Source organism: Caulobacter sp. SRI_008, from assembly GCF_057586355.1.
The window spans coordinates 43178-59326 of record NZ_JBYCZS010000010.1 but is presented as its reverse complement, the minus strand read 5'-3'; the positions used below and the strand labels follow the sequence as shown (position 1 = coordinate 59326).

Below are 16149 nucleotides of genomic sequence, written 5' to 3'. Positions count from 1 at the left end.
AGAGCGTCGGTTCGACAAAGGCGAGCAGCAGCAAGCTATACTCTGACAAAATGGAGTTTGCATCGGGCTCAGCTTGACCTTGCGGCACCCGCCGCGACGGGGGCGGAGGTCCTCGACTCCAGGGCGGCGACGACCGGAGACGGGGCGCACCCGCCCACTTTCTCCCCTCTCCGGTTGAGGAACGGCCTCCCCCCTGCGTCATGGAAGTAGACAGCGGCGCCGTTCGCGTCGCGTTCAGGGAGGCTTTTCGTGACTTCGATCTTCAAGACCGCCGCCGCAGGCTTGGTTTGCGCGCTGATGGCCTCGAGCGCCATGGCAGCGCCGCTGAGCGCCGCCCAGAAGACCCAGCTGAAGGCGAACGTCGACGCCTACACGCCGCAGATGAACGAGGCGGCCCTGAAGATCTGGGATTACGCCGAGCTCGGCTACCTGGAGGCCAAGAGCACGGTCGTGCTGCAGGACCAGCTGAAGGCCGCGGGCTTCGAGGTGAAGGCCGGGGTCGCCGACGAACCGACCGCCTTCGTCGCCAGCTTCAAGCAGGGCAAGGGCCCGGTGATCGCGGTGCTGGCCGAGTTCGACGCCCTGCCGGGCCTGTCGCAGGCCGCCGTGCCGACCAAGACCCCGCGTGAAGGCGCCGACAACGGTCACGGCTGCGGCCACAACCTGTTCGGCGCGGCCTCGGTGGCCGGCGCGGTCGCTCTCAAGCAGTGGATGATCCAGAACAAGGTGCAGGGCGAGATCCGCGTCTACGGCACGCCGGCCGAGGAAGGCGGTTCGGGCAAGGTCTACATGGTGCGCGAGGGCCTGTTCGACGACGTCGACGTGACCCTGCACTGGCACCCGGGCAACGAGAACTCGGCCCGCCAGGGCACCTCGATGGCCAATATCAGCGGCAAGTTCCGCTTCCGCGGCAAGTCCTCGCACGCCTCGGGCGCGCCGTGGGCCGGGCGCTCGGCGCTGGACGGCGTGGAGATCCTCGACACCGCCGCCAACTTCATGCGCGAGCACATCCCCGACGGCACGCGGATCCACTACGTGATCACCAACGGCGGCAAGGCCCCGAACGTGGTGCCGGACTTCGCCGAGGTCTATTACTACATCCGCAACAGCGACCCGAAGGTCGTGGTCAGCGTGATGGATCGCGTCAAGAAGGCGGCCGAGGGCGCGGCCATGGCCACCGAGACGACGGTGGAGTTCGAGCAGACCGGCGGCGTCTACAACCTGCTGCCCAACGACGTGCTGGGCAAGGTGATGAACGACAGCCTGGTCAGCGTCGGCGGGATCACCTGGACGCCGGAAGAGACCGCGTTCGCCAAGACGCTCGCCAAGAGCCTGACCAACGGCGGCGGCGACCTGGCCTCGGTGGGCAAGATCGAGCCCTACGCCCCGGCCGACATGAAGGGCGGCGTGGGCGGCTCGACCGACGTCTCGGACATCTCGTGGGTGACCCCGACCGTGGGCCTATCGACGGCGACCTTCGTGCCGGGCTCGGCCGGTCACAGCTGGCAGAACGTCGCGGCGGCGGGCAACTCGATCGGCCTCAAGGGCGCGGCCGTGGCGGCCAAGACCCTGTCGATCACCGGCGCCGAGCTGTTCATGAACCCCAAGCTGATCGCCGACGCCAAGGCCGAGCTGAACAGCCGCCGCGGCGACGGCTTCCAGTACAAGGCCATGGTCGGCGACCGCAAGCCGCCGCTGGACTACCGCAAGGCCGGCGGGGCGGAATAAGGCCGTCGCAGGAGACCCTCCCCCTGAAGGGGGAGGTGTCGCCGGAGGCGACGGAGGGGGATGTGATTGCTGGTTTCGAAGTGAGACCGGCCTTCGCAGACCCTTCCCCCTCCGGCCCTTCGGGCCACCTCCCCCTTCGGGGGGGAGGGCCTTTCTACAGAAGCTTCGGGCCCAGGAAGATCGCCAGGGCCGCGACCAGCCAGGCGGCCAGGGCGCCGAGGATGGCCAGGCGGTAGTCGACCCGCTCGCTCAGCAGCCAGGCGACACCGAGAAAGACGAGATAGGCCGGGATGGTCTTGGCGCCGGCCAGGCACGCGGTCCTGAAGCCGCCCGGCTCGCCCTTGGAGCCTACGGCCAGCAGAGCGATGATGGCGAAGGTCGGGGCCAGCGGCAGGATGCCGGGCAGGACGTTGCCCTTCTTCGAGGCCAGCACGATCAGGGCGGTTACGAGGCCGCCCAGCAGCCCCTTCCACAGAACCTCCAGCAAAATCGGCATCAGGCCTGGACGCCCCGCGCCCGCAGCTTGGCCTTCAGTTCGCGGATCGGCCGGGCCAGCAGGAAGCCGAACGACACCGCGCCCTCCTTGGTGTGGACGGCGTGGTGGATGCGGTGGGCCTGGATCAGGCGTTTCCAGTAGGCCGACTTGCCCAGCGGGACCTTGAAGCGCTGGTGCACCATGCCGTCGTGGAAGATGAAATAGACCGCGCCATAGGCGGTGATCCCCAGGCCGACGGGCAGCAGCCACGGCAGGCCGCCATTGGTCCCGAACCAGATGGCGACGATGGCGGGCGCGGCGAAGACCACCGCGAAGAGGTCGTTGAGCTCGAAGGCGCCGTGGCGGGGCTCGTGGTGCGAGCGGTGCCAGACCCACAAGAAGCCGTGCATGACGTACTTGTGGGTGAACCAGGCGAAACCTTCCATGAAGGCGAAGGCGGCCAGGAACAGGGCGACCTGAAGTCCGAAGGTGACCATCGCTTTCCTACTCTGGAGACCGCCGCCCGATTGGATCAGGCTTTTGCAGGCTCATCCTTGCCCTGGCTCAAATCTAGCGCTGCGGATCGCGCGACAGGGCCTGGGCGACACCGAGACCCGTCGCGCCGACGGCGGCCAGCACGATCCAGGCCTTATACACCGCGCCGATCCCGCCGTCGCGCCAGAGCACGGCCTGATAGGCGTCGATCACCCAGGCGTGGGGGGTGAGCCAGCCCAGGCTCTGCAGCCAGGCGGGCATGAGAAAGCGCGGGGCCATGCTGCCGCCGATCGCGGCCAGCACTAGGATCACGAAGGTCGACAGCATCTGAGCCTGGTCGCGGGTGCGGCACAGCGAGACGAGGCCGAGCGCCAGGCCCGCCGAGCAGACGCCGGCCGCCAGGGTGGTGGGCAGCCACAGGGCGAAGTGCTGAAGCGCCTCGACGCCGTAGACGGCTTGGGCGACGACGAAGATCATCACCGCCTGCACAATGGCCTGAGCGGTCAGGAACAGGAACTTGCCGGTGACCACCGGCCCCATGCCGGCCACGCCCGCCAGCAGGCGGTCGGCGACGCCGGCCCGGCGCTCCTCCATCAGCGACAGCGCCCCCTGCATGGCCGAGAACAAAGCAAACAGGATCATCACCGCCCCGGCGTAGTAGGCGATCACCGCCCCGCCCTTGCGGGCCCCGGCGATCTGCTCGCGGTCGAACAGATCGTCCTTCACGGCCTGGGGTTCGGCCCGCAACTGCTCGGTGGCGGCCTCGACGCGGAGCGACTGCTCGGGCGTCAGATCGCCCAGGGCCGGCGTGACCGAGTCGATCGAACGGCGCAGGGCCGCGTCGGGCGCAGCGGCGGCCAGGGCCTGCTGGGTGCGGGCCTGGGCCAGAGGCGCCGCGACGGCTCGGGAAGGATCGGCTACGATCAGGAACGGCTTGCCCGGCGCGGCGGGGTCGGCGCGGATGACGAGACCGACATCGACCTGTCCGGACTTGACCCTGGCCCGTACGGCCGCGGGATCGGGCGCGGTCTCGGCGCGGACGTCGGGGCTCTTGAGCAGGGCGGCGGCGACCCGGCGCGAGGCGTCGGTCTTGGCGAGATCGGTCACGGCCAGCTTGGGCTGCAGATTGTCGCCCGAAGTCCCGGCGAACACCGACGAGAAGATCAGGAACACCAGCGGCGGCAGCAGGAAGGTCATGACCAGGGCCGCGCGGTCGCGCCACAGCTCCAGGGCCATGACCCGCATCATGGCCAGCGCCATCGCGATCCGCATCTTCATGCGGCCTTCCGGTCGGCGACGAGGGTGAAGAGGTTGGCCAGGGACGGCTCACGCACGCGGATCTCGCGCGGGGCCAAACCGAGCTTGCGCAGACGGGCGTCCAGGCGCCCGGCCGCCGCATAGCCGCCGGCGTCGAGGCGGGTCCAGACGCCCGGACGACGGGTCGGCTCCAGCCCCTCGGCGGCCAGGCGGATCTCGCCGGCGGTGTCGAGGCCTTCGGAGAGGTGGACCAGGATCTCCATCTGGTCGCCATAGGCCTCGGCGACCAGGGCGCGCGGCTCGCCTTCCAGCACCATGCTCCCGTCGCGCAGGAAACCGACGCGGTCGGCCAGGGCCCCGGCCTGGTCCAGGTCGTGGGTGACGATCAGCACGGCGACGCCCAGGTCGCGCAGGTCGCGGATCACCGCATCGACCGCCTCGCGGGCGTCGATGTCGACCCCGACGGTCGGCTCGTCGAGGATCAGCAAGGTGGGCTGGTGGACGATGGCGGCGGCGATGTTGGCGCGGCGCTGGAAGCCGCCCGACAGGGTGCGGACCGGCGCGTCGGCCCGCTCCAGCGTGCGGGTCAGCTCCATGGCCCGGCGCACGGCGGCGGGGATGGCGGCGCGCGGCACACCGGCCAGGACGGCGAAGGTCTCGATGTTCTCGCGCACCGACAGATTGGCGTAGAGGGCGATCTCCTGCGGCACGAGGCCCAGGCCCGCGCGCGCGGCGGGGGTGCGAGCCGGATCGGCGCCGTTGAGGCGCACAGTCCCGGCGTCGGGCCGCAGGCGGCCGCAGATGGCGCGCACCAGGGTGGTCTTGCCCGCGCCGTTGTGGCCCAGCAGGGCGTAGATCTCGCCCGGATGCAGGGTCAGGTCGACGCCCTTGAGCACCCGGCGCTGACCGTACGACCGAACCACGCCTTCAGCGACCAGAATGGGGCCTGGATTCACGCCGCCGCCTTGCGCGCGGCGAACAGCCGGCCGGCGTAGGGACCCAGCAGCCCGCCGCCGCCGGCGCTCGCCAGGGCGGCCTCGGCGGCGGAGAGATGTTCCTCCATGGCCGCGCGGGCGCCGGCCAGGCCCAGGCGCGACACGGCCGTGGTCATGGCGGCGTCCTTGCCAACGTCCTTGCCGGCGGCCTCGACCGAGCCCTCGGCGTCGATGATGTCGTCGCGGATCTGGAAGGCCAGGCCCACCCGGCGGGCGAACTCGCCAACCTGTTCGACGGCGGCCGCGTCGGCCCCGCCAATCAGGGCCCCGACCTGGGCGGCGGCGATGATCAGCACGCCGGTCTTCTCATGGTTCAGCCGGTCGATGGCGGCCATGTCGCGCAGCTGGTCGCGGTCGAGCAGGTCGCGGGCCTGACCGGCCACCAGGCCCATGAAGCCGACGGCCTCAGCGGCGCGCGCCACGATCTCGGCCCGCAGCTCGCCAGGCAGCGCCTTGTCGGCGGCGATGACGGCGTAGGCCTGGTTCAGCAAACCCACGCCCGCGAGGATGGCCGTGGCCTCGTCGAAGGCGCGGTGGATGGTCGGCAGGCCGCGACGCAGGCCCGCATCGTCCATGGCCGGCAGGTCGTCGAGCACCAGCGAGGCGGCGTGGATCATCTCGAAGGCGCAGGCCGCGTCCAGCGCCGCGCCTTCATTGGCGCCGAACGCCTCGGCGGCCAGCAGCACCAGCATCGGACGGAAACGCTTGCCCGGGGCCAGCAGCGAATAGCGCACCGCCTCGACCAGGCGGTCGGGCGCGGTGCCCGGCGCGGGCGCCAGCTCGGCCAGGCGACGATCGACGCGAGCGCGCAGGGCCTCGACGCGCGTCGGGAGTCCCTGTTGGATTTGTTGCAACGTGCCCTGGTCGTCCATCTCGCGAGTCGCGCCGTACGTAGCCACCCCGTCGCGGGCGATTCATTTGAAGGCGCCCCGGCGCTGCGTCAACCCAAGCGGGTCGCGGTATGCGGGTCTTGACCCGACGCCCGAGGGGCGCGTCCATGGCGGCATGTCCAAGCCCCTCCCCGCTCCCGCCGCCCACGCCCGCGAGATCCTGGCCCGCCTGGGTGTCGATGGACTGTCCGCCGACGGCGGCAGCCCGGTACGCTCGCCGATCGACGGCCAGGTCCTGGCCCATGTCGCCTTCGACGACGCCAAGGCCATCGAGGCCAAGGTAGCCGGCGCGGCGCGGGCCTTCCGGACCTGGCGCTGCGTTCCGGCCCCGCGCCGGGGCGAACTGGTGCGGCTGTTCGGCGAGGAATTGCGGGCCGCCAAGGCCGACCTCGCCGCCCTGGTGACGCTGGAGGCCGGCAAGATCGCCTCCGAAGGCGCCGGCGAGGTGCAGGAGATGATCGACATCTGCGACTTCGCCGTCGGCCTTTCGCGACAGCTGCACGGCCTGACCATCGCCTCGGAGCGCCCCGGCCACGCCATGCGCGAGACCTGGCACCCGCTGGGTCCTGTCGCGGTGATCAGCGCCTTCAACTTCCCGGTCGCGGTGTGGGCCTGGAATGCCTGCCTGGCCCTGGTTTGCGGCGATCCGGTGGTCTGGAAGCCGTCGGAGAAGACGCCGCTGACGGCGCTGGCGACCCAGGCCCTGCTGGAACGGGCGTTGGCCCGCTTCGGCGACGAGGCGCCGGCGGGCCTGTCGAGCGTGGTGCTGGGCGGCCGCGACGCCGGCGAGCGCCTGGCTCGCGATCCGCGCATTCCGCTGGTCAGCGCCACCGGTTCGACCCGGATGGGCAAGGCCGTCGCCCCGCTGGTGGCCGAGCGCTTCGGCCGCTCCATCCTGGAGCTGGGCGGCAACAACGCCATGATCGTCACGCCCAGCGCCGACCTCTCCCTCGCTTTGCGCGCCATCGTGTTCTCGGCCGCCGGCACGGCCGGCCAGCGCTGCACGTCCCTGCGCCGACTGATCGTGCACGAGAGCCTGGTCGACAAGGTCAGCGACGCCGTCGCCGCCGCCTTCGAGCGCCTGCCGGCCGGCGATCCGCGCCAGGACGGGGTGCTGCTCGGTCCGTTGATCGACAAGGGGGCCTACGAGGCCTTCGTCCACGCCCTCGACCAGGCCCGGGCCGACGGCGCCGCTGTGGTCGGCGGCGAGCGGCTGCGCGAAACCGAGGCGCCCGACGCCTTCTACGTCCGCCCGGCCGTGGCCCGCCTGCCCGCCCCCACCGCCGGCATGGCCCGCGAGACCTTCGCGCCCCTGCTCTACATCGTGCCCTATGCCGAGTTCGACGAGGCGGTGGCGATCCAGAACGACGTCCCCCAAGGCCTGTCGTCCTGCGTGATGACCAACGACGTGCGCGAGGCCGAGGGCTTCCTCAGCCCCTGGGGCAGCGACTGCGGCATCGCCAACGTCAATATCGGCCCGTCGGGCGCGGAGATCGGCGGGGCGTTCGGCGGCGAGAAGGAGACCGGCGGCGGACGCGAGAGCGGCTCCGACAGCTGGAAGCAGTACATGCGCCGCCAGACCGCCACGGTGAACTATTCCGGCGCCCTGCCCCTGGCCCAGGGGGTGCGGTTCGACCTGTAGGGCGAGGCAGTTTTTATCCGCCCACCATCCTCAAATCCGTCCTTCCCCGCGCAGGCGGGGATCCAAGCTGACTTTCAGGAGAGACAAGGCCGTGGGAGATCCGCGACCTCGGCTTGGATCCCCGCCTTCGCGGGGATGCTCGGTGAAGGGTGGCCGAGCTTCCTGAATGACGAATCCAGCTCCAAGTCAGCTTGGCCATATCAACTCTTGGAGAAGGTGAGAAAATTCACACTCCCAGGTTGTTGCGCGAACTAGCGTGCGCCCGCTCATTCCGAGCCGGAGGCAACGTCATGTCGGCCTATCCCATCGCCATCTACGGCAACGGCCTGTTCCAGGACGGCTATCCCACCCCGCCCGTGCCCTATGCCGAGCAGGCGGCGCAGCTGAACCAGGGCATCACCACCGTGATCCTGTGGTCGATCCACATCCATGCGGGCGGCGACCTCTATCTCAACGACACGCTGTTCGTGCAGAACGGCAAGATCCAGTACGCCACCGACGGCAAGAGCGGGATCAATCCGGACTTCCCCGAGTTGATCAAGGCGCTGATGAACTGCGGCGGCAGCGTGCGCGACCTGATCGTCTCGGTCGGGGCCTGGGGCACCACCAGCGACTTCACCGCCTGGCTGGGCTCGCGCGACGCGGTGAAGACCAACCTGGCGGCGCTGAAGTCGGCCTTCGGGGTCAGCGGCGTCGACTTCGATTACGAGTCCCAGACCGGCTACACAAACGACGAGCAGAAAATGATCGTCACCCTGACGCTCGACGTCGGGTCGCTGGGCCTCTACGCCACCTACTGCCCCTACACCGTCCCCGACTTCTGGACCGGCGCGCTCAGCGCGGTCTACGCCCAGAACGGCCAGTCCCAGATCGTCAAGTGGATGAACCTGCAGTGCTATGCGGGCGGCGCCAGCAACACGCCGAGCGACTGGATCGCGGCCGTGCAGGGCACGCCGAACATCGGGGTGACCAACCCCGGCGCGTTCATCGTGCCGGGCTATGCGGTGGAAGGCGCCGACGGCGGCGATCCCAGCTATATCGAGCAGGCCTTCGCCCAGTCGGCGGGAACCGGCGTCACCGGCGGCTTCCTGTGGAACAGCGGCGGCATCTGGTCGACCGAAGCCTCGAATGGAGGCGAACCGACCCCGGCCGACTACGCCCAGGCGATCACCGCCGGCCTCGGCGCGACGACGACCGCGCGCGAGCCGGTGGACGCCTGACGCCCAGGCCCTGAAGACCCTCGCCTCTCGGGTTCGCCCGGGAGGCGAGGTTTGTGGGTCGCGCCGCCGGACGCATCACCCTAGGGTAACCTCGCCCCCAACGGAGACGAGGTAACGCGTGGAGACTGTCGAGATCGTTCTGGCCCTGCTGGCCGCCGTCGTCCTGAGCGGCGCCGCCGCCCGGTTCCTGCCCCTCGCCGTTCCCGCGCCCCTGGTGCAGATCGGCCTGGGCGCGCTGATCGCCCTGGTCACCAAGACGCCGGTCTCGCTCGATCCGCACCTCTTCTTCCTGCTGTTCCTGCCGCCGCTGCTGTTCCTCGACGGCTGGCGGATCCCCAAGGACGAGTTCTTCAAGGACTTGCCGGTGATCCTGGAGCTGGCGCTGGGCCTGGTGGTGCTGACCGTGGTCGGGGCCGGGTTCTTGATCCACTGGATGATCCCGGCCATGCCGCTGGCCGTGGCCTTCGCCCTGGCCGCGGTGATCTCGCCGACCGACCCGATCGCGGTGTCGGCCATCGCCCAGCGGGTGCCGATCCCCAAGCGCCTGATGCACATCCTGGAGGGGGAGTCGCTGCTCAACGACGCCTCGGGCCTGGTCTGCCTGCGCTTCGCCATCGCCGCGGCCCTGACCGGCAGCTTCGTGCTGCACGAGGCGGTGCTGAACTTCGCCTGGGTGGCCCTGGCCGGCGTCGTCGTGGGCGTCGCCTCCACCCTGGTCGTGACTACCCTGAACGCCTGGCTGACCCGCTCGGGCGCCGAGGACGCCGGTCCGCAGACCCTGATCAGCCTGCTGATCCCGTTCGCCGCCTATCTGCTGGCCGAGCGGGTGCACGCCTCGGGCATCCTGGCCGCCGTCGCAGCGGGCGTGGCGATGAGCTTCTCGGAAGTCGCCCGCCAGACCGTGGCCGCCACCCGCGTCCGCCGCAACATGGTCTGGGACACCCTGCAGTTCACCGCCAACGGCGTGATCTTCGTGCTGCTGGGCGAGCAACTGCCGTCGATCCTGGCCGGGGCGGTCGAGACCGTGCAGACCACGGGCCACCACGAGCCCTGGTGGCTGGGCGTCTATGTGGTCGCCATCACCCTGAGCCTGGGCGCGCTGCGCTTCGCCTGGGTGTGGGGCTCGCTGAAGCTGACCCTGCTGCGCGCCAAGCGTCGCGGCGACGAGCGGTCCAGCCCGGACTGGAAGATCATCGCCGCCACCGCCTGCGCCGGGGCGCGCGGAGCCATCACCCTGGCCGGCGTGCTGACCCTGCCGCTGGTCACCGCCTCGGGCGAGGCCTTCCCCGCTCGGGACCTGGCCATCTTCCTGGCGGCCGGCGTCATCGTGCTGTCGCTGCTGATCTCGGCGACCGCCCTGCCGCTGCTGATGAAGAACCTGCAGCTGCCGCCCGACACCGCCAGCCACGAGCAGGCCGAACGCGCCCGCGAGGCCCTGGCCATCGCCGCCGTCCAGGCCGTGGAACAGATGCAGGCCGCCTCGCCGCATGCCGCCGACGCAGACTTCCAGACGGCCTCGGCCCGGGTGGTCGACATCTATCGCGACCGCCTGGACGGCCTGGCCCAGACCGGCGAAGCGGCCCTGGCGGCCCGTCGCGGACGCGGCTTCGAGAAGGAGGTGCGGCTGGTGGCCTTGCAGGCCGAGCGGCAGGCGCTGCACGGGCTGATCCGGCAACGCACGCTGGACGGAGAAGCGCAGGCCAGGCTGACGCGGGAGATCGATCTGGCGGAGGCGAGGCTGAGGGTTTGACGGTAGATCCTCCCCCTCTGGGGGAAGTTGCTGCTGAAGGGCGGAACACCCCTCCCGTAAAATCCCCGCGAAAGCGGGGACCCAGGTGTTTTATCGTCGAGCGCCTGGGACTTCAGAAAAAGCCTGGGTCCCCGCTTTCGCGGGGATTTTACGGATTGAGAGGAGCGTTCTGCGGGCGGCCGGCATCGTCAAAGCGGAATGTTGTCGTGCTTCTTCGTCGGATTGGTCAGCACCTTGCCCTTGAGCGAGTGCAGGGCCCGGACGATGCGCTTGCGGGTGCCATGGGGCATGATGACGTCGTCGACATAGCCGCGTGAGGCGGCCACGAACGGGTTGGCGAAGCGGTCCTTGTATTCGGCCTCGCGGGCGGCGAGCGCTTCGGGGTCCTTGGCCTCCTGGCGGAAGATGATCTCCACCGCCCCCTTGGCCCCCATCACCGCGATCTCGGCGGTCGGCCAGGCGTAGTTGACGTCGCCACGCAGGTGCTTGGAGCTCATCACGTCATAGGCCCCGCCATAGGCCTTGCGGGTGATCAGGGTGACTTTCGGCACGGTGGCCTCGGCGTAGGCGAACAAGAGCTTGGCGCCGTGCTTGATCAGCCCGCCGTACTCCTGCTTGGTGCCCGGCATGAAGCCCGGCACGTCGACCAGGGTGACGATCGGGATCTCGAAGGCGTCGCAGAACCGCACGAAGCGGGCGGCCTTGCGGGAGCTGTCGATGTCGAGCACCCCGGCCAGCACCTGCGGCTGGTTGGCGACGACGCCCACGGTCTGGCCGTCCATCCGCGCGAAGCCGCAGACGATGTTCCTGGCCCACTCGGACGAGATCTCGAAGAAGTCGGCCTCGTCGACGATCTTCAGGATCAGCTCCTTCATGTCGTAGGGCTTGCCCGGATCGGTCGGGACCAGACTGTCGAGGCTGGCCTCCTGGCGATGCGGGTCGTCGAAGCTGGGACGGATCGGCGCCTTCTCGCGGTTGGACGAGGGCAGGAAGTCGATCAGGCGGCGCACCTGGGTCAGCGCCTCCAGGTCGTTCTCGAACGCGCCTTCGGCCACGCCCGACTTGGCCGCATGGACGCGGGCCCCGCCCAGCTCCTCGGCGGTGACCACCTCGTTGGTGACGGTCTTGACCACGTCCGGCCCGGTGACGAACATGTAGCTCGTATCCTTCACCATGAAGATGAAGTCGGTCATGGCCGGGCTGTAGACGTCGCCGCCGGCGCAGGGGCCCATGATCACGCTGATCTGCGGGATGACGCCCGAGGCCAGAGTGTTTTCCAGGAAGATGTCGGCATAGCCGGCCAGGCTGTCGACGCCCTCCTGGATGCGCGCCCCGCCGGCGTCGAACAGGCCGATGATCGGCGCGCCGGCCTTCATCGCCTGGCGCTGGACCTTGACGATCTTGGCCGCGTGCGCCCCCGACAGCGAGCCGCCGAACACCGTGAAGTCCTTGGAGAACACGAACACGACCTTGCCGTTGATCGTGCCCCAGCCGGTGACCACCCCGTCGCCGGCCACCTTCTGCTCGGCCATGCCGAACTCGACGCCCCGGTGCTCGACGAACATGTCGAACTCCTCGAACGAGTCCTCGTCGAGCAACAGGTCGATCCGCTCGCGGGCCGTCAGCTTGCCCTTGGCGTGCTGGGCGGCGACGCGGCGCTCGCCGCCGCCGGCGCGGGCCTGCTCACGACGACGATCCAGCTCTTCGAGGATGTGTTGCAAGGTCTTGGGCTCCAAGCAGGGACTGGAACCCAAAGGCGTAAAGAGCCCAGGCGGGGCTGGCAAGGCGCAGCCTTCAGGCTGCTCTCGGTCCAAACAGGATGATCGCCGCGCCGGCGAGGCAGACCACCGCCCCGATCAGGTCCCAGCGGTCGGGACGCACCTGCTCGACCGTCCGCATCCAGACGATGGACGAGGCGATGTAAATCCCGCCATAGGCCGCGAAGGCCCGGCCGGCGGCGTCGGCCTCGACCTTGGTCAGCAGCCAGGCGAAGGCGACCAGGGCCACGACGCCGGGGATGGCCCACAGCGCCGAACGGCCCTGCCGCAGCCAGGTCCAGAAGGCAAAGCAGCCGCCGATCTCGCAAGCCGCGGCCAGGATGTAGACGAGGAAGCTCTTCACCGTCGCAAGGCGGCGAACCACCGCTCGAGCGCGGCCGCCTCGAGCGCCAGGTTGGCGGCGCGGGTCACGGCCTCGTGGTCGTCGCCCCACTGCTCGGCCTGATAGATCTCGTCGAGGCGGGAGAGATCCAGCGCCTTCTGGCCGGTGACGCGGCCGGCGCGTAGGGCCAGGGCCAGCACCGTCGAGCCCAGCAGGCCGGCGGCGTAGGCCACGCCTGTCAGGCTGAAGTCGTCCAGGGTCAGGGCCAGGGCCTCGACCGTGGCCAGGGTGGCCGGCGGCTGCGGGGCGTGGATGATGCCGGTGACCGGCGTCAGCGCCACGCCGTGCTCGGCCTTGGCCCAGTCGAGCATGGCGCCCCATTCGCGCTCCTGGCGCTCGATCAGGGGCGTGGGGCCGTCGGCGCGGTAGCACAAGAGGTCTGAGCCGGCGTAGGCGGCGACCTCGCGGGCGACCTCGGCCCGGGTTTCGGCGATGCGGTCGATGGCGGTGAAGGCCAGGCGCGTGGCGGGCATGGCCGTGGAGTCGATGACCTTTGCCTGGGCCTCCCACTCGCCGGCGACGACCTGGGCCAGGGCCAGGGTCGGCAGGGCCAGCGGCTTCTTCTGCGGCGACTTGGGCGTGCGGCCGTCCAGCAGCACCGGATAAGCGCCGTCCTTGGCCTCGCCGGCGGTCGCGGCCTTGTAGAAGCGGCGCGGCTTGTCGATCAGGTCGGGCTTGTCGGACACGGGAAAGGCTCATTTCTTGGATAGGGACGAAGCAAGAGCGTCGCCGCCGCGTTGAATGAGCGATCGTCAACTGGACTGCAAGCCAGACCGCAAACCAGACCTTGGGGAGAGCCGCCTTGAGCCTGCCTTCGAAGGACCTGATGGCCGCCCTGGCCGCCACCCGCTTCGGGATGGGCGCGCGACCGGGCGAGCTCGACGCGGCCCGAAGCGATCCCAAGGGGTTCCTTACCGACCAGATCCGCCGCGAGGGCGCCGACCAGCCGCAAGGCGACGGCGACAGCGCCGCCACGCGCTTCGCCGCCTTCGCCGACTACCGCATGGAGCGGCGCGCCATGCGCCAGGAGACGCGGGCGATCAAGGGCGAGGACGGCATGAAGCCGATCCCGCTGGTCGACGCCAAGCCCGGCCGCGACGCCCTGCAGCAGGCCCAGAAGGACGCACAGCGCTATCTGCGCGACAAGACCAGTGACGACTTCCTCTGCCGCGCCCAGCTGGCCTGCGACACCCCGGCCGGCTTTCGCGAGCGCTGGGCGCTGTTCTTCGCCAACCACTTCACGGTGTCGGCGACCAAGCAGCAGACGGCGGTGATGATCGGGCCGTTCGAGCGCGAGGCGATCCGGCCCAACGTGTTCGGGCGCTTCGAAGACCTGCTGGTCGCCTCCAGCACCCATCCGGCCATGCTGACCTATCTGGACCAGGCCCAGTCGATCGGCCCGACCAGCCGGGCGGCGGGACGCGGCAACAATCGACGAGTTGGGCTGAACGAGAACCTGGCCCGCGAGATCCTGGAGCTGCACACCGTCGGCGTCGACGGCGGCTACGCCCAGGCCGACGTCACCGAGTTCGCCCGCGCCCTGACAGGCTTCAGCATCGGCCGGGCCCAGGATCCGGACGCCGGCGCCTTCCTGTTCCGCGTCAACGCCCACGAGCCGGGCCAGCGGACCATCCTGGGCGCGCGCTATGTCGAGGACGGCGAGGGCCAGGGGCTGGCGGTGCTGAAGGCGCTGGCGAACGATCGGCGCACCGCCCGCCACGTCTGCGGCAAGCTCGCCCGCCACTTCGTCGCCGACGATCCGCCGCCGACCCTGATCGCGCGTCTGGAGAAGCGCTGGATGGACACCGGCGGGCGGCTGGATGAGGTGGCGCAGGCCCTGGTCGAGGCGCCGGAGGCCTGGGATCCGGACGCGGCCAAGATCAAGACGCCCTACGAGTTCGTGGTCTCGACCTGGAGGGCCGTGGGCGGCCGGCCGGAGAAGATCGAGAAGCTGAACCCGATCCTGACCAGCCTGAACCAGAAGCCGTTCACCCCGCCCTCGCCCAAGGGCTGGCCCGAGGAGGCGCAGGCCTGGGCCTCGCCCGACGGGCTGATCAAGCGCATGCAGTGGGCGCAGGGCTTCGCCTCGGCCGTCGCCGACACCCGCGATCCCGACGCCCTGGCGCGCTCGGCTCTGGGGGCGCGCCTGACCGACCCCACGGCCCGCGCCGTCGCCCGCGCCGAGACGCGCCGTGAAGCCTTCGCCCTGCTGGTGATGAGTCCGGAGTTCCAACGCCGATGACCGCTGCCTCGCCCTCCTCCTCGCGTCGTTCGTTCCTGGCCGCGGCCGCCAGCCTGGGCGTGGCCGTCAGCTTCGTCGGACGACAGGCCCACGCCGCAAGCGGGACCAAGAAGCTGATCGTCGTGGTCTGTCGCGGCGGCATGGACGGGATGTCGGTCGCTCCGCCGGTGGGCGATCCGGACTACGCCGCCCTGCGCGGGGCCATCGCCATCAAGCCGGAAGAGGCGCTGAAGCTGGATGGGACCTTCGGCCTGCATCCGTCGCTGACCGCCGTCCACGCCCTGGCGCTGAAGGGCCAGGCGCGGATCGCCCCGGCCATCGCCACGCCCGACCGCGCCCGCTCGCACTTCGAGGCCCAGGACGTGCTGGAGACCGGCGAGGCCAAGGTCTATGGCGCCGACAGCGGCTGGCTGAACCGCACCCTTCAGGTGATGGGGCCGGGCAGGACCGAGGCCCTGTCGGTGGGCGGCACGGCGCCGCTGATCCTGCGCGGACCGGTGCAGGCGGCCAGCTGGTCGCCCGGCAAGGGCGTCGACGAGACCGCGCGCCTGCCCACCCTGCTGCAGGACCTCTACAAGGGCGACGCCCTGCTCGGCCCCGCCTTCGCGCGCGGGTTGGAGACCGAGGCCATGGCCCAGGCGGCGATGACAGCCATGGCCCCTGCCCCGACCACCGCCCAGGGAATGGCGCCCGCCATGAATGCGCCGGGCGGTCGTCCCGCCGACAACCGCCAGGGTCGCGAGGCCGCGCGCAAGCTGGGCTCGACCCTGGCCGGCTTCATGCGCCAGGCCGACGGCCCGCAGATCGCCGCCCTGTCGCTGGACGGCTTCGACACCCACGCCGGCCAGCCCGGCCAGATCGCTACGCGGCTGGCCTATCTGGACGCCGTGCTCGACGGCCTGCACGAGGGGCTGGGTCCGGACTGGAAGGACACGGTGGTGGTCGCCGCCACCGAGTTCGGCCGCACGGCCCGGGTTAACGGCACCGGCGGCACCGACCATGGCACAGCCTCAAGCGCCCTGGTCCTGGGCGGGGCCTTGAAGCCCGGCGGGATCATCGGCGACTGGCCGACGCTGAAGGAGATCGCCCTGTTCGAGAACCGCGACGTCGCTCCGACGCTGGACATGCGCGGCCTGTTCAAGGGCGTGCTGGTCGATCACCTGGGCGTGGATCGGGCGGCGGTGGAGCGCAAGGTGTTCGCGGATAGCGCGGAGGCAAAGGCGGTGACGGGGCTGGTCTGAGACCGCTCGATCCCTATCCGTAAAACCCCCGCTTTCGCAGGGATTCTACGGAGT

Annotated in this window: 14 protein-coding genes; 6 read left to right on the top strand and 8 right to left on the bottom strand. The window is 70.4% G+C overall.

Features of this window, described 5'->3' with window-relative positions; translation table 11 throughout:
- Nucleotides 1–297 precede the first annotated feature (297 nt).
- Nucleotides 298–1728 (top strand): amidohydrolase, encoded by a 1431-nt coding sequence (locus AC2YHT_RS10755; protein WP_487289795.1) that lies wholly within the window; start codon nt 298–300, stop codon nt 1726–1728.
- A gap of 154 nt (nt 1729–1882) precedes the next feature.
- Here AC2YHT_RS10755 and AC2YHT_RS10750 read toward each other — a convergent pair whose 3' ends face one another.
- The 5 genes from AC2YHT_RS10750 to AC2YHT_RS10730 form a co-directional block, all read right to left on the bottom strand.
- Nucleotides 1883–2224 (bottom strand): GlpM family protein, encoded by a 342-nt coding sequence (locus AC2YHT_RS10750; RefSeq protein WP_487289650.1) that lies wholly within the window; start codon nt 2222–2224, stop codon nt 1883–1885.
- A complete protein-coding gene (locus tag AC2YHT_RS10745; RefSeq protein ID WP_487289648.1) occupies nt 2224–2700 on the bottom strand; it encodes a sterol desaturase family protein in 477 nt (158 codons plus the stop codon). Before AC2YHT_RS10745 ends, AC2YHT_RS10750 begins: the two co-directional genes overlap by 1 nt.
- Nucleotides 2701–2773: 73 nt before the next feature.
- Nucleotides 2774–3976 carry an ABC transporter permease gene (locus AC2YHT_RS10740; protein WP_487289647.1) on the bottom strand — a complete coding sequence of 401 codons (1203 nt, stop codon included), beginning with the start codon at nt 3974–3976 and terminating at the stop codon, nt 2774–2776.
- Nucleotides 3973–4911 (bottom strand): ABC transporter ATP-binding protein, encoded by a 939-nt coding sequence (locus AC2YHT_RS10735; RefSeq protein WP_487289646.1) that lies wholly within the window; start codon nt 4909–4911, stop codon nt 3973–3975. The genes AC2YHT_RS10740 and AC2YHT_RS10735 overlap by 4 nt, the downstream gene beginning before the upstream one ends.
- Complete coding sequence (locus AC2YHT_RS10730; RefSeq protein WP_487289645.1) at nt 4908–5804, bottom strand: polyprenyl synthetase family protein; 897 nt, start codon at nt 5802–5804, stop codon at nt 4908–4910. The genes AC2YHT_RS10735 and AC2YHT_RS10730 overlap by 4 nt, the downstream gene beginning before the upstream one ends.
- A 151-nt stretch (nt 5805–5955) precedes the next feature.
- On the opposite strand from AC2YHT_RS10730, the gene amaB reads away from it, so the two are divergent.
- The 3 genes from amaB to AC2YHT_RS10715 all read left to right on the top strand — a co-directional run bounded on the left by amaB (nt 5956) and on the right by AC2YHT_RS10715 (nt 10452).
- Entirely contained in the window at nt 5956–7482 is a 1527-nt protein-coding gene (gene amaB, locus AC2YHT_RS10725) for an L-piperidine-6-carboxylate dehydrogenase (RefSeq protein ID WP_487289643.1), read from the top strand.
- Between the two features lie 290 nt (nt 7483–7772).
- Complete coding sequence (locus tag AC2YHT_RS10720) at nt 7773–8702, top strand: hypothetical protein (protein WP_487289641.1); 930 nt, start codon at nt 7773–7775, stop codon at nt 8700–8702.
- Nucleotides 8703–8820: 118 nt separating this feature from the next.
- Nucleotides 8821–10452 (top strand): Na+/H+ antiporter, encoded by a 1632-nt coding sequence (locus tag AC2YHT_RS10715; protein WP_487289640.1) that lies wholly within the window; start codon nt 8821–8823, stop codon nt 10450–10452.
- A 188-nt stretch (nt 10453–10640) separates the two neighbouring features.
- On the opposite strand, the gene AC2YHT_RS10710 is transcribed toward AC2YHT_RS10715, so the two are convergent.
- The 3 genes from AC2YHT_RS10710 to AC2YHT_RS10700 form a co-directional block, all read right to left on the bottom strand.
- Nucleotides 10641–12173, bottom strand: a complete 1533-nt coding sequence (locus tag AC2YHT_RS10710; RefSeq protein ID WP_487289639.1) for an acyl-CoA carboxylase subunit beta — start codon at nt 12171–12173, stop codon at nt 10641–10643.
- 73 nt (nt 12174–12246) lie between these two features.
- Nucleotides 12247–12573: a YnfA family protein gene (locus AC2YHT_RS10705; protein WP_487289793.1), complete on the bottom strand. Its 327-nt coding sequence runs from the start codon at nt 12571–12573 to the stop codon at nt 12247–12249.
- Nucleotides 12570–13298 (bottom strand): ATP12 family chaperone protein, encoded by a 729-nt coding sequence (locus AC2YHT_RS10700; protein WP_487289637.1) that lies wholly within the window; start codon nt 13296–13298, stop codon nt 12570–12572. The genes AC2YHT_RS10705 and AC2YHT_RS10700 overlap by 4 nt, the downstream gene beginning before the upstream one ends.
- A 116-nt stretch (nt 13299–13414) precedes the next feature.
- Here AC2YHT_RS10700 and AC2YHT_RS10695 point away from each other — a divergent pair, with 116 nt between their 5' ends.
- Nucleotides 13415–14854, top strand: coding sequence for a DUF1800 domain-containing protein (locus tag AC2YHT_RS10695; RefSeq protein ID WP_487289636.1), 1440 nt, complete (start codon nt 13415–13417; stop codon nt 14852–14854).
- A complete protein-coding gene (locus AC2YHT_RS10690) occupies nt 14851–16095 on the top strand; it encodes a DUF1501 domain-containing protein (protein ID WP_487289634.1) in 1245 nt (414 codons plus the stop codon). Before AC2YHT_RS10695 ends, AC2YHT_RS10690 begins: the two co-directional genes overlap by 4 nt.
- Nucleotides 16096–16149 lie beyond the last annotated feature (54 nt).

Excerpts from the sequence above, each read along its gene's own strand:
- AC2YHT_RS10750 (WP_487289650.1), bottom strand. The coding sequence starts at position 2,224 with ATGCCGATTTTGCTGGAGGTTCTGTGGAAGGGGCTGCTGGGCGGCCTC.
- AC2YHT_RS10740 (WP_487289647.1), bottom strand. The coding sequence starts at position 3,976 with ATGAAGATGCGGATCGCGATGGCGCTGGCCATGATGCGGGTCATGGCC.
- AC2YHT_RS10745 (WP_487289648.1), bottom strand. The coding sequence starts at position 2,700 with ATGGTCACCTTCGGACTTCAGGTCGCCCTGTTCCTGGCCGCCTTCGCC.
- amaB (WP_487289643.1), top strand. The coding sequence starts at position 5,956 with ATGTCCAAGCCCCTCCCCGCTCCCGCCGCCCACGCCCGCGAGATCCTG.
- AC2YHT_RS10755 (WP_487289795.1), top strand. The coding sequence starts at position 298 with ATGGCCTCGAGCGCCATGGCAGCGCCGCTGAGCGCCGCCCAGAAGACC.
- AC2YHT_RS10720 (WP_487289641.1), top strand. The coding sequence starts at position 7,773 with ATGTCGGCCTATCCCATCGCCATCTACGGCAACGGCCTGTTCCAGGAC.
- AC2YHT_RS10690 (WP_487289634.1), top strand. The coding sequence starts at position 14,851 with ATGACCGCTGCCTCGCCCTCCTCCTCGCGTCGTTCGTTCCTGGCCGCG.